13 protein-coding genes and 1 other RNA gene are annotated in these 13,289 nt (G+C 36.4%); 2 read left to right on the forward strand and 12 right to left on the reverse strand.

All coding sequences use genetic code 11. From position 1 onward, the window contains the following. Positions 1 to 4: 4 nt before the first annotated feature. From F5ESL0263_RS04400 to F5ESL0263_RS04440, 9 genes are all read right to left on the reverse strand, one after another. The gene (locus F5ESL0263_RS04400; RefSeq protein WP_122035142.1) at positions 5 to 913 is read right to left on the reverse strand and encodes an RluA family pseudouridine synthase; all 909 of its coding nucleotides are present in this window, start codon (positions 911 to 913) and stop codon (positions 5 to 7) included. Then, positions 913 to 1,371, reverse strand: a complete 459-nt coding sequence (lspA, locus tag F5ESL0263_RS04405; protein WP_122035144.1) for a signal peptidase II — start codon at positions 1,369 to 1,371, stop codon at positions 913 to 915. Before lspA ends, F5ESL0263_RS04400 begins: the two co-directional genes overlap by 1 nt. Positions 1,372 to 1,380: 9 nt before the next feature. Next, on the reverse strand, positions 1,381 to 3,057 hold the full coding sequence (locus F5ESL0263_RS04410) for a formate--tetrahydrofolate ligase (RefSeq protein WP_122035146.1): 1,677 nt from the start codon (positions 3,055 to 3,057) through the stop codon (positions 1,381 to 1,383). Positions 3,058 to 3,229: 172 nt separating this feature from the next. Continuing rightward, on the reverse strand, positions 3,230 to 3,568 hold the full coding sequence (locus F5ESL0263_RS04415; RefSeq protein ID WP_233558455.1) for an EbsA family protein: 339 nt from the start codon (positions 3,566 to 3,568) through the stop codon (positions 3,230 to 3,232). 12 nt (positions 3,569 to 3,580) lie between these two features. Beyond that, positions 3,581 to 4,807 (reverse strand): metallophosphoesterase, encoded by a 1,227-nt coding sequence (locus tag F5ESL0263_RS04420; protein ID WP_122035148.1) that lies wholly within the window; start codon positions 4,805 to 4,807, stop codon positions 3,581 to 3,583. After that, on the reverse strand, positions 4,804 to 5,928 hold the full coding sequence (locus F5ESL0263_RS04425; RefSeq protein ID WP_122035150.1) for a class I SAM-dependent RNA methyltransferase: 1,125 nt from the start codon (positions 5,926 to 5,928) through the stop codon (positions 4,804 to 4,806). The genes F5ESL0263_RS04420 and F5ESL0263_RS04425 overlap by 4 nt, the downstream gene beginning before the upstream one ends. A gap of 65 nt (positions 5,929 to 5,993) precedes the next feature. Then, an RNA gene (gene rnpB, locus F5ESL0263_RS04430) (RNase P RNA component class B) lies at positions 5,994 to 6,361 on the reverse strand. A 26-nt stretch (positions 6,362 to 6,387) separates the two neighbouring features. Continuing rightward, entirely contained in the window at positions 6,388 to 6,819 is a 432-nt protein-coding gene (locus F5ESL0263_RS04435; RefSeq protein ID WP_122035152.1) for a DivIVA domain-containing protein, read from the reverse strand. Between the two features lie 91 nt (positions 6,820 to 6,910). Then, a complete protein-coding gene (locus tag F5ESL0263_RS04440; RefSeq protein WP_074425343.1) occupies positions 6,911 to 7,480 on the reverse strand; it encodes a DUF1273 domain-containing protein in 570 nt (189 codons plus the stop codon). Positions 7,481 to 7,549: 69 nt separating this feature from the next. Between F5ESL0263_RS04440 and recU the strand changes: the two genes are divergently transcribed. Both recU and F5ESL0263_RS04450 read left to right on the forward strand, forming a co-directional pair. After that, positions 7,550 to 8,191 (forward strand): Holliday junction resolvase RecU, encoded by a 642-nt coding sequence (recU, locus tag F5ESL0263_RS04445; protein WP_122035154.1) that lies wholly within the window; start codon positions 7,550 to 7,552, stop codon positions 8,189 to 8,191. Continuing rightward, entirely contained in the window at positions 8,172 to 10,511 is a 2,340-nt protein-coding gene (locus F5ESL0263_RS04450; RefSeq protein WP_122035156.1) for a transglycosylase domain-containing protein, read from the forward strand. Before recU ends, F5ESL0263_RS04450 begins: the two co-directional genes overlap by 20 nt. A gap of 126 nt (positions 10,512 to 10,637) precedes the next feature. On the opposite strand, the gene nth is transcribed toward F5ESL0263_RS04450, so the two are convergent. The 3 genes from nth to asnS form a co-directional block, all read right to left on the reverse strand. Then, positions 10,638 to 11,267 (reverse strand): endonuclease III, encoded by a 630-nt coding sequence (gene nth / locus F5ESL0263_RS04455; RefSeq protein WP_122035158.1) that lies wholly within the window; start codon positions 11,265 to 11,267, stop codon positions 10,638 to 10,640. A gap of 4 nt (positions 11,268 to 11,271) precedes the next feature. After that, the gene (locus tag F5ESL0263_RS04460; protein ID WP_122035160.1) at positions 11,272 to 11,913 is read right to left on the reverse strand and encodes a DnaD domain protein; all 642 of its coding nucleotides are present in this window, start codon (positions 11,911 to 11,913) and stop codon (positions 11,272 to 11,274) included. Between the two features lie 75 nt (positions 11,914 to 11,988). Further along, positions 11,989 to 13,287: an asparagine--tRNA ligase gene (gene asnS, locus F5ESL0263_RS04465; RefSeq protein ID WP_122035162.1), complete on the reverse strand. Its 1,299-nt coding sequence runs from the start codon at positions 13,285 to 13,287 to the stop codon at positions 11,989 to 11,991. Positions 13,288 to 13,289 lie beyond the last annotated feature (2 nt).

Raw genomic sequence — 13,289 nt, forward strand, 5'->3', positions numbered from 1 at the left:
TTAATCACTTAGTTTCTCTTAGTTCGGTTAGTTTCTGAGTAAAAATTTTTGGAGGATCAACTTTGAATTCTAGCCACTGATTTGTTTTAGGATGATTAAAGCCTAAGACTGCAGCATGTAAAAATTGACCATGCCCTTTTAAGGTATGATGCGGTCCATACAACGGATCGCCTGCTACTGGGTGACCAATATACGCTAAATGAACCCTAATTTGGTGTGTCCTTCCAGTTTCAAGTTGACATTGAATCAAACTATAATTTTGAAATTGTTCTAAAACCGTAAAATGAGTAACAGCATTTTTACCAGTTTCGGTTACAGCCATTTTCTTTCGATTAAAATGATCTCTTCCGATTGGAGCATCAACTAAACCCGAATTTTCGCCAAAATTACCATGAACAATTGCAAGATATAAACGTTTATTTGTTTTCTGCGCTAATTGTTTTTCTAAACACTCACGTGCCTGAGCATTTTTGGCAATCATTAATAAGCCTGAAGTATCCTTATCAATTCGATGAACTATCCCAGGTCTAAAACCCTCAGGACTAGCTGCTAAATCTTTGGTATGGAACAGCAGTGCATTGACTAATGTATGATCGGGATGCCCCGCTGATGGATGAACGACCATGCCTTGCGGCTTATTAACCACTATAACGTCTTCATCTTCATAAACAATGTCCAATGGAATATTTTCCGGATCAATTGATAATGGTTTCAGTGCAGGAACATCGACAACGATATGATCGCCTTGTTGAACTTTATATGAAACTTTTTCGTTAACGCCGTTTACAAGAATATGGTTGTCTTTAACCAGTTCCTTGATTCTTGTGCGTGATAAAGTGCTTATTTTTCCAGCAATAAACTTATCTAAACGTTCATTTTCGTTTGCGACTTCTAATTCATATCTTTCAGGCATTAGTTTTTATCACTTTCATCAAAAAAGAGTAGGTAAATAAATACCAGAACAATACCAACAGTAATTGCAGAATCCGCAAGATTAAAAATATTAAAGTGAATGAAATCGACTTGAATCATGTCTATGACATATTTCAAATGAATACGGTCAATCAAGTTGCCAATAATACCACCTAAAACCAAAGCAATACCAAACTTAAATAATTTGCTATGAACATTGGCCTTAAATAGATAGTAAAGGCATACAAAAATCGCAATGGCACTGATAATGTAAAAGAGCCACATTTGACCGGTCAAAATATTCCAAGCTGCTCCACTATTTTGAAGATAATTAAAAGATAGAATGCCAGGAATAATCTGATGGACTTCACCGACTTCATAATTAGTTGCAATAAAATACTTAAGAATTTGATCGCCGCTAACGACAACCGCAGTAATAATAAGGTATAAAAAACTCATACTTTAAACTTAGAATAACCCGCTAATTTTACCGTTATTGTCAACGTCAATATCAAGTGCTGCTGGATGTTTTGGTAATCCTGGCATATCTAAAACATGTCCAGTAGTAATCACGATAAAACCTGCACCATTCTTTAAACTTGCACCTTTGACATGCAAAGTGAAATCAGTCGGAGCGCCCAACAATTTTTGATTGTCAGTAAACGAATATTGTGTTTTAGCAATGATAACGGGTAATTTGTCCTTCCCCATTTTTTCTAATTCGTGAATATCACGTTCAGCTTTTTCGGTGTATTCAACGTTACTTGCGTGGTAGATCTTTTGTGCTACTTTTTCAATCTTAGTTTTCACTGGATCATCATCGTTGTATGTTGATTGCAGGTTGGCTTGGTTTGAGTTTGCTAAGTCAATAACTGCTTGAGCTGCTTCTACACCGCCTTTAGAGCCTTCTTCATGATAGTCAACTACTATTGCATCGATTCCCTGTTCTTTAACAAGTTCCTGCAACAATTCAAGCTCATTTTCTGTATCCGTAGCGAATCGATTAATCAAAACAATTACAGGTACATTGTAATTTCGCATGTTGTTCATATGACGTTCTAGATTTTTAAAGCCTTCGCGTAAAGCATCAAGATTTTCTTTGTCTAGATTGTCTGTTGAACCTTCTGCTTGATATTTAAGAGCGCGGACAGTTGCAACAACAACGCTAGCGTCAGGCAACTTTTCTAAGTGTTTTGAAACAAAGTCCATAAACTTTTGTCCGCCCAAATCACTACCAAAGCCTGCTTCAGTCAATGTATAGTCACTTAAGTGCAGAGCCAAGTTTGTTGCCATCACGGTATTAGCTCCATGAGCAATGTTGGCAAAAGGACCACCATGAACAAGTGCAGGTGTGTGCTCGATTGTTTGAACTAAGTTAGGCTTAAGAGCATTAGATAGCAGTGCAGCAATTGCACCTTCGAAATGAAGATCTTTTACGTAAACTGGCTGATCGTCTTTAGTGTAACCAACTAGCATTAAACCGATACGTTTCTTCAAATCGTTGATGTCAGTTGCTAAGCACAAAATGGCCATTAATTCATTTGCAACCGTGATTGCAAAACTTGATTTATGTTCAACACCGTTAAATTTTGAACCTTGGCCAATTGTAATATTACGCAAACTACGGTCGTTTACATCAATTCCACGCTTAAGCAAAATACGATCTGGATCAAGGTTTAGTTCGTTTCCTTGATAAATATAGTTGTCAACTAGGGAAGCTAAAGTGTCAATCGCAGAGGTTAAGGCATGCATATCACCAGTAAAGTGAAGGTTAATGTCTTCCATTGGAATAACTTGAGCTTGGCCACCACCAGTAGCTCCACCCTTTAAACCAAAAACTGGTCCCATTGAGGGTTCACGTAAGGCAATTACAGTTTTCTTGTGTAATTGATTATTGATAGCATCACCCAAGCCGATTGTCATGGTTGACTTGCCTTCGCCAGCAGGTGTTGGTGAAATAGATGTCACTAGGACCAATTTACCTAAATGATCATTGGCCATTGTTTTATTGATGGCTTTCCAATTGATTTTGGCTTTATCGTTGCCATATGGCTCAATATCGTTTTCACTTAAGCCGATTTTTGCGGCGATTTCTTTAATAGGTAATGCTTGAGCATCTTGAGCAATTTGAATGTCTGATTTCATTGCACATGCCCCTTTCTATATATAAAAATTTAATTGTTAATGTTTAAAATGTTTTCAGTCTTTTCATATTAGAATTTAGGTCCCACCCTTTTAATAACTTAATACTAATTATAACAAATTTTGCTTAATATTATTCGTTTATTGGTAACGATAGTAAAACTTAATATTCCTGTTAATTAAACTTACTAATTCCTAACAGATAGTATGTTTGCAAAGCAGAAATCTTAATTTCATAGACATTGAAGAACTGCCAAGTGTAGCGTAACTTTGGGGTAACCTGACAGTTGATTTTCTTTTTAAATGGAAGTTTTAGACTCATTTTAGTCCAATATGAAGTTAAGTAAGTATAGATTACTAGTAGTAAAAAAATAATTCCAAAACAAATTGCAGGCCAATTTACTGCCTTTGTACTTTCATAAGCTAGGGTTAAGGTCGTGAAAAGAACAATTAGCAGCCAGCTGTAGTAAATAATGCCGACTCTTCCTAAAATAATAAAATGGTGTTTTTTCATTAATATCTCTTCTTAATAATCTATTCTCACCTGTAAATTACTATGATTAGTAGTATCATACAGCGTTTTTAAATATTTGGAAAAACGTGGTCGCTGGGTAACCAAAAGCTTAAATTCAGGTGACGAATAAAGTTGGGTCAAGTCACTTTGGCTAATGTGGTTATGCCCTGTAAAGTAGTTATAATTCATTTCAATGAATAACTGATCCACTTTTTGAAGTAATACGGAATTGTTTGCGGTGTCATCCTTTTGACTAGAATTATTCGTTAAATTATGAAGTTGGATTTCTTTTAGATAATGGTGAAAATTCATTAAAGTTGGATTTTTTTGTTCTTCAGTAGATAAATATGGTGTCATATTAAAAATACGCCGTTCATATTGAAGTGAATCTGGTGTGATTTTGACAACACCGTAAGCTTGGTCATAAGAGCAGAAGCTTGAAGTTACAATTTCAGTAGTTGGCGTTGGCAACTGTGGATCAACAATGTTCTGAGCATGAATATGACCTGAAAAAGCCGCTTTAACATCATAGTCTTTACATAATTGCCGAATAAACGGAGCATTATTTAAAACAAAGCCTTGATTTACTGCAGGGTTATGGGCATACAGATTATGATGCATAAATAAAACAGGCTTTAAATGATGAACTTTTGCAAAATCTAACTGCTTTCCAAACCAGACTAATTGTTCTTCGTTAATTTGACCAGCTGTAGATGGTGCACCGATTGCCTCATGTTGACCATAGATATTAGAATCTAACATGAAAAACAAATAGTCAGGATTAAACTGGACACAATAAGCTAGAGAATGATGATCTCTTTTTAATGCACATTCATAAGAACTATTAAAAACTTTGCGCCAGTTTACAGGACTAATTTGTTCAGTGTACAGTTGTTGATCTTTTTTAAATTCTCGCGCCCAGCCATCATAAATATCATGATTTCCTGGTACAACTAGGAGCTTGGTGTCAGTTAAGGAGCTAAATATCTCTTGAAACTTTTGCGCAGAAATTAGTTCACCGTTGAAAGTAACATCACCGGTAACAATAATTGCTGCTGGCTTTTTTTCGTTTGCCATCTTACAAAAAGCACGTAAGGCAATTTCCTGGTAATCTAAGTCCTTACCTTGACTTGTTTTCTGGATGTTTCTAAAAGCTTCCCCACCATCATGCAAAGAATCTGCGATTAAGTGAGTGTCGGTTATAACCCAAAATTCATCATTTAATCTGTCAGTAATCATTTTTTCTTAGCCCAATATTGATAAAAGTCAACACGTAAATTTCCGTTGAATAACTTACGTTTCTTTGTAGCAGTTTTTCCGAAAAATTGTTCAAACTCTGGATCACCCACCAAATAGTATTGGCTAAAGTCATCGTACTTAGAAAGTGCTTCTCCCATTTGAACATAAAGCTCTTCGGCAGTCTTTTTCTCTTTAAGACGCTTACCGTATGGTGGATTAGCAATAATTACACCATTTTCTAAATCAGTTGCAAAATCTTTAACAGCTACTTGCTTGAAATAAATATCCTGTAAAACCCCTGCATTATTAGCGTTCAATTTGGCGATTTCTAAAATTGATTGGTCTATATCACAAGCCCAAATTGGTTGGTCAAGGGTTCTAACTTCTGACTTGGCTTGTTCTAAAAGATCATCATGTAAATCGGGATCAAACCAATCAAAATCATCAAAAGCAAATTTCCGCCAAGTTCCAGGAGCAATGTTTCGGCCAATTAAGGCTGCTTCAATTGCTAAGGTACCAGATCCAGTCATTGGATCAATCAAGGGATGCGTTCCATCATAAGGAGTTAACTTAATTAAAGAAGCTGCAAAATTTTCTTTTAAAGGAGCTCCACCGTGCTCAATACGATAGCCGCGCTTGAATAAACTTGCACCAGTGGTATCAAGAGAAATTCGGGCAAGATCTTTATAGATATGAATGTCCAAAGGATATTCACTACCCGTTTCAGGTAAAAAACCACGGCGATGGTACTGATCAGACATTTTATTAACAATCGCTTTTTTAACAATTGATTGGATACCTGGCTCCGAATGTAGTTTAGAACGAACTGAACGACCTTGAACTGGGAACTTTGCATCAACAGGCAGTAATTCTGCCCAGTCAATGTCATAAACTTGATTATAAAGGGTATCAAAATCAGTTGCTTTGAACTCTTTAAGTAGAATTTTAACCCGATCGGCAGTTCTTAGCCATAAGTTGGTCTTAACTATGTCAGATTGGTCACCCTCAAAAAAGACGCGACCATTTTCAGTACGTGTTTCATAGCCAAGTGATTGCAATTCTTTTGCTACTACGCTTTCAAAGCCAGCACCCATTGTTGTATATAATTGATATTTTTTCATTTATTAACTCTTTCGTTTAAAAAAAGCGCTGAGCCCTTTGAAAAGCTCAGCGCTGCCATGCAAATTTCTATAAGCCACGTTCTGTTCCAGTAATTTTGGCATAATTACCTTCAGCAGCCATCTATCTTTGCTAAAAAGCAATCCAACCATTTAGTTCATTTCCTTTTGGTTGAGACGCCCCCACCAAATTTGGGTTGCACACTCGCAGGGTTTACCTCGTTCCACCAAGAGTGTTTCCACTCAAGCTTCGTCACTGTGGCACTTTTCAGAATATTCATGCATATTATTACTAACTTAGCATTTTTTTCGCCGTAATTGTTTAAAATCCTTTAGCTTATTGGGCTAAATACGATCACTACAAGCATCGCAGCTTGTGTGTGCGTGGACTTTCCTCAGCCTGACTTAAAAAGCCAAACCGCGACTGCTCAAAATTTGCACTATTAAAAATTATAACAGAGCTTACTCTTTTTGTAACCCATAAACTCGTTGCTCAAGGTTGTAAACCTTACGTTCTAGGGCTGAAATTCGTTGAATTATTGCCATATTTGTTGAATTTTCTGTTTGTGAGTCGTCGCTAAGTGAATTAAACGCATCACTGCTTTGACTTGGGTAATATGTTTTAACCGTATCATCAGAATGAATTGGCGTAATTCGTCTTGTTTTCTGCAAATCAGCGGGAGTCTCCTTTGGCTGATTATTCATTAATTCACCTTGCAGTTTACCAATCTGGCCGTACAAGTCTTCAATGATTTGTTCAAATGTGTCGTAATCAGCAATCACTTGATCCAAAAAAGCATCGACTTCATCTGGATCAATTCCCTTAACTTTTGTTCTAAATTGTTTTTTTAAAATATCCTGAGTGGATAGTTTGATATCATTTAAATCTGCCATGAATAAAAGCTCCTTTAATATTCCTCTTTTATTCTAGCAAAAAGCCCCCCTTCTTAAAACTAAAAAGCTAAGCTTAGAAAAAGTTTTATATTTAGTTGATAAAATTGCTTTCATCATGGTCCGATTGATATTCTTCCGCAAAATCTTGCAAATCATAAAAGTCAATTAATTCTAAAGGATAATCGTTTTCTTCCTGAAAGTTTTTAATTGCGGTATAATCGAACTTAGGTTTGCCTGGGGTTTCAGGATCGTAAATCATCATTGCTCCATCAGTATGCAATAACATGAAATTTTGATAGTTTCGCAACTGAACTGGGCTTTGATATGGCTGATTAGAAGTAGCTGCAAAAAAGTCAACTTGACTCTTAAGAGTTAAAAATTTGTTTTGGTTTGCCTCATTCCAACGATTAGCAAATTCTTCATATGGAATAATGATTGAAACATGCAACGGGTATTTTTCTCTTAAGCTAATTGCGACTTCGCAAGCCCACTGCTCGATTCCTAGATTAGCCCCAGTAATTAGCCAGTCAAGCTGATCGTTTTCTAGCAAATCGATTAACCGCTTTTCTATTAGTAATTTAATTAACTTGATTTTAGGGTCCTTATCACCGAAAGTATTTAACTCATAATTTCGGTACCCAGTGATCCAAAGACGTTGCATAGTGAAAGAGATGGCTCCTTATTCAAAAAGTTTACCTTTATTGCTATAATGCTAGCAGGAGTGAGATTGATGGTCAAATATCCGAGTGGCAGCTCTGCCGCTTTTCGTAAATCCAGCGATAAACCTAAAAAAAGAAAAAAATATGTCCATAAAGATGATATTAGTTTTTCTGATCGCGGGATGACTCTTGAACAAATGATTAATGAATCAAACAAATATTACCTAACAAAAGAAATTGCGGTTGTTCATAAAAAGCCAACCCCAATTCAAATTGTTAAGGTAGATTATCCTAAACGTTCAAGAGCTGTAATAAAAGAAGCTTATTTTCGCCAAGAATCCACAACGGACTATAATGGTGTATATAAGGGTTATTACCTCGACTTTGAGGCTAAAGAAACCAAAAATAAAACGAACTTTCCCTTAAAGAACTTTCACGAACACCAAATTATTCATTTGGAGCAATGTTTAAAGCAGCAAGGGATTTGTTTTACGATTATAGGTTTCACTGCACTTAATAGATACTTTGTTACCCCTGCAAGTGCAATTATTAAAGCTTGGTGGGAAAAGGACAAAAGTTCAGTAACCATAGAAGAAGTTGAAGAATGGTCAATTGAAATTAGTAGTGGCTTTCAACCCACTTTACCCTATTTAGAGGCAGTTGATCAATTCATCGCAGATAGGAAATTAAATAATGGCAAACAGAAATTATAATTCAGATAATGGACGCGAATCACGAGAAAGTTACCGTAAAAGTCTGCCAAAACCATTGTGGCGACGAATAATCAGCTGGCTTTTTTTGGCTATTTTTCTAGTACTGCTTTCAGGAGTTGGACTTTTTGCATATTATGCCAAGGATGCTCCTAACATAAGTAGAGCTCAACTGCAAAGTGGTGGTTCAACTGCTCTTTACAATACTGATGGCAAGTTTCTACTTTCATTGGGTTCTGAGAAAAGAATTTACGCTAAAGATAATTCAGACATGCAGTTGTTAAAGGATGCAATTGTATCTGTTGAGGACAAACGTTTTTATAAAGATAAACTTGGCATTGATCCAATCAGAATTGTTGGCTCAATGTTAACAAATGCCAAAAGCCAAAGTGTTTCAGCGGGTGGTTCAACGATTACGCAACAGTTAGTTAAGTTAACCGTCTTTTCAACTGACCCTTCACAAAGAACGCTTCGCCGTAAAGCGCAAGAAGCATGGCTTGCAATGCGGGTGCAACGAGAATATTCACATGATGAAATTCTCGAGTTTTATATCAATAAGGTATATATGAATTACGGCAATTATGGAATTGGTACTGCAGCAAACTTTTATTATGGTAAGAAAATTGGTGAACTAGACTTGGCTCAAACAGCATTACTTGCTGGAATGCCTAATCGACCAACAGTTTATAATCCATATGTCTACCCTAAATATGCTAAGTATCGTCGAGATCTTGTGCTAAAAGCAATGCTCGATAACAAAAAGATTACCAACGAACAATATCAAACGGCGAAAAATGAAAGCATTACTAAGGGAATAAAGCCACATCGTCAACGTGCACAATCTGATTTACGTAAAATAGATGATCCTTACATTAAAGAAACTATCCAAGAAGTAAAAGATAAAGGCTTTGACCCTTACCGTGACAACCTAAAGATTACAATTAATATTGATCAAAAAGCCCAAAACAAACTATATGAGTTAGCTAACAGTAATCAGGTGCCTTTCACAAATGACAAAATGCAAATTGGTGCATCTGTTGTAGATCCAAGTAACGGACATGTTGTAGCAATAATTGGTGGTCGTCACTTACCTTCCACTGTTCAATTAGGACTTGATCGTGCTGTTCAAACAAGTCGGTCCACTGGATCTTCAATTAAGCCAGTTCTTGATTATGGTCCTGCAATTGAATATTTAAACTGGTCAACTGCTAAAATGTTAGATGATAGTAAATACTATTACCCTAACACTGATATTCAACTCTATGACTGGGATAACAAGTATGATGGACTAATGACAATGCGTCATGCGCTCGAACAATCCCGAAATGTTCCAGCCGTTAAAACTTTGAAACAAGTTGGTGTTAAGCGAGCTGCAAAATTTGCTGGTCAAATGGATATTCATGTTCCTAAAAATTCGGGTCTCTCTGTAGCAATTGGAGCCGATGCCTCAAGTTTGCAAATGGCTGGTGCCTACGGTGCTTTTGCAGCAAACGGAATCTATCATAAGCCACAATTTGTTTCAAAGATTGAGACTCCTGATGGTTTGACTAGAAATTATGACTCTGAAGGTATCAGAGTGATGAGCAAGTCCACTGCTTATATGATTACAGATATGCTTAAAGGTGTCATTAAGCGTGGGTCAGGAACTAATGCTCAGATTAAAGACTTATATCAAGCAGGAAAAACCGGTTCAGTCAAGTATTCCAATGAAGAGCTTGCTCGTTACCCTGGCTACGGATCGACCCCAAAAGACTCTTGGTTTGTGGGCTATACGCAAAGCTACTCTATCGGGGTATGGACTGGTTACGATAATCTTAAAGATGGTACTATTTCAGGAATTGGTCAACAATCTGCACAACTCTTCTATAAAAACATGATGACTTATATGATGAGAAACAAGCAAAATGTTGATTGGCAAAAACCGAATTCGGTAATTAGAGCCAAAATTGCTAAAAACTCTAATCCACCAATGGTGTCCTCTACTGGTGAATGGCAACTATTTGTTCGTGGACATGCTCCTGCCGGAATTGTTGATGACACTAGCGACGATAAAGACGATGATTCAAGTTCAACCAATTACAATGAACAAAAGCGTACAGTCGTCCCAAGAAAGAAATCTTCTGATAATCATTTGGATGATAACAAAAATAATACAGGACATGATCGCGATCAGGGCAATGCAAATAATAATTCTGGTAAGCCTGATAAGGACAAAAACAAAGAGAAACCAAATCAAAATAATAATTCTGATACAACTGAACACAATCAAGGCAATGATTCTGACTCCCAAGATCAGCCTCCTGAAGAACATGAACATCATTAAGTAAGTATAAATTAAAAAACTTCAACTCAATTTATGAGCTGAAGTTTTTTTCATTGAGCACTTTACTAATTAGTAGAAAATTCTAAATTCTTACTCTTTATTAGCATGACTTGGCAAAGAGCTCTTTTATTTTGTCTTCAAATATGTGTACGGATCATCTTTATCACGTGCGGTCATCGAATAGCGACCAAACAGAATCATTGCATGATGAGTGTGAATCCATTCATCTTTGGGCAAAATCTCTTCTAACCTCTTTTCAATTTCCAAAGGTTTGGCATTTTGTGGAACGATATGGAATCTTTTTGAGATGCGAGATACGTGCGTATCTACTGCAATAGCAGGGACGCCAAAGCCATCAGCTAGAACAACATTAGCGGTTTTCTCTCCTACTCCAGGCAAAGAAACCAAATCTTTTTTGTCTTCAGGAATCTGGCTATGATATTTATCAACCAAAATTTCAGCAGTTTCTTTTAAATGCTTAGCCTTGGAATGAAAAAGACCAATTTTTGATATATGGTTTTCAATGTCTTTAATTGAAGCTTTTGCTAATGCATCTGGATCTGGGTAATCTTCAATGAATTTTGGCATTACTCGATTTACCATTTTATCGGTTGTTTGTGCACTCATTAAAACAGCACACAATAAATGAAATTTATTGTCCCAAACCAACTCACTTTTAGCATCGGGATACATTTGATTAATAGTTCGCAGTACTTTACGAGCTTCCTCTGTACTCAATAATTTTTCTTTAGGCATTTCTTTATCGATTCCTTTGTAAAAACTTCTGAACTTCGCCTGTTGTCTTTAAGTTATGTCTTTGCCAATTAAGTAAAACCCGATCAACATACTTAAGGCTATATGCCTGCGATAAAACTGCTTCTCGCAAGGCAAGTTTTATTATTTCTGGATCATAGTGGTCAACGTTTAACCAAGCAGAAATTTCTTCACGTTCAATTGGACTTAAGTAACGACCAAACTCAATCTCAAATTGTCTCATTAATTGGTTCAAAGGACTATTGTCAATTTCGGAAGTAGTGGTTGTAGTTTCTTCCCCAGCCTTCGGTGTTGCGACATTTTTTTCTAGCAAATCATCTAATTTTGAATAAAGCCGATCAAGATTATAATAGTTGCCAATGCGTCCTTTTTCATCTGTCACTTGATCTATCGTTAAATCGTTTTTATCTATTAACTGTTGAATGATACTAGCAATTTCTGTCGATGAAAAATTAGTATTGGCTGCCATCTGTTCATTCGATGGAAACTTGTTTCCTTTTTGTGCAAATAACTCTAATTGGATAATTAAAATCAGTTCAGAATTAGTAATTTTAAGTTGAGGATAATACGCAAGTAATCCGTTTGAGAACATGGTAAATCCTAAAAAGCGGTAGTCATTATATTGCATGACAATTTCTCCCTTTTAAAAAAGTTGAACTAAAGTAACTTAGTCCAACTTTTTAACTTATTTAATTAATCAAATTTAAGGTTCAACTCTGTTAATCATTCTTGGGAACGGAATTGCTTCACGTACGTGATCTAGCTTACAAATCCAAGCAATTACACGTTCAAAGCCCATTCCAAAGCCAGAGTGTGGCACGCTACCATACTTACGTAAGTCAAGGTACCAGCTGTAATTATCTTCGTTTAAACCGGCTTCCTTAATTTGCTCTCTTAAGGTGTCATAATCGCTCTCACGCTCAGAGCCACCCATAATTTCACCATATCCTTCTGGGGCTAAAACATCTGCACAAAGATATTCTTTTGGATTTTCAGGGTTCTTCTTCATGTAGAATGGTTTAATTGAAGTAGGATAGTTAACAATAAAGAATGGACGATCAAATTTTTCGGAAATGAAAGCTTCATCTGGAGCACCAAAATCATCGCCCCATTTAAAGTCACGACCGTCTTCTTGAAGCATTTTTACAGCATCATCGTATGATAAACGGGTGTAGTTTCCTTCAGCAGCTGGTTCCAATTTCTTTGAATCACGACCAAGTAAACTTAATTCATATTGGCAATTATCTAGTACTTGTTTAACAACGTATGAAAGAAAACGTTCTTGAATATCAAGTGATTCATCTTGATGCATCCAAGCCATTTCCGGCTCCATCATCCAGAATTCAGTTAGATGACGACGAGTCTTAGATGCTTCAGCTCTAAAGGTTGGTCCGAAAGTAAAGATTTTACCGAAAGCCTCGGCACCTACTTCACCATATAATTGTCCAGATTGAGAAAGATAAGCATCCCCACCGAAATACTCAGTATGGAATAATTCAGTAGTGCCTTCTGGTGCAGAATGCATAAAAATTGGGGCATCAAATTTTACAAAGCCTTCGTTTTCAAAAAAGTCGACTGTGGCTTTAAAAATCATGTTTCTAATACGCATAATTGCGAATGGTCTTCTACTACGTAGCCATAAATGGCGATGATCGAGTAAAAAGTCAATTCCGTGTTCCTTGTTACCAATTGGATAGCCTTCGCTGTTAGTAACAACTTTTAAATCAGAAATTTGAATTTCATAACCAAAGTGTGAGCGTTCATCTTGATGAACAGTACCGGTAATGTAGAAGCTAGCTTCTTGGTGTAAAGACTTAGCAGCTTCAAAAACTTCATCAGAAACATCATTTTTTCTGATTACACCTTGAAAGAATGCAGTACCATCACGTAACTGCAAGAAAACAATTTTTCCGCTTGAGCGCTTATCTGTTAGCCAAACATGCATTTGAACTTCTTCGTCTACATGTTTAGAACAATCAGCAATTGAAATTAATTTTGTCATAA

The sequence above is a fragment of the Lactobacillus sp. ESL0263 genome (assembly GCF_003692845.1).
Lineage (GTDB): Bacteria > Bacillota > Bacilli > Lactobacillales > Lactobacillaceae > Lactobacillus > Lactobacillus apis.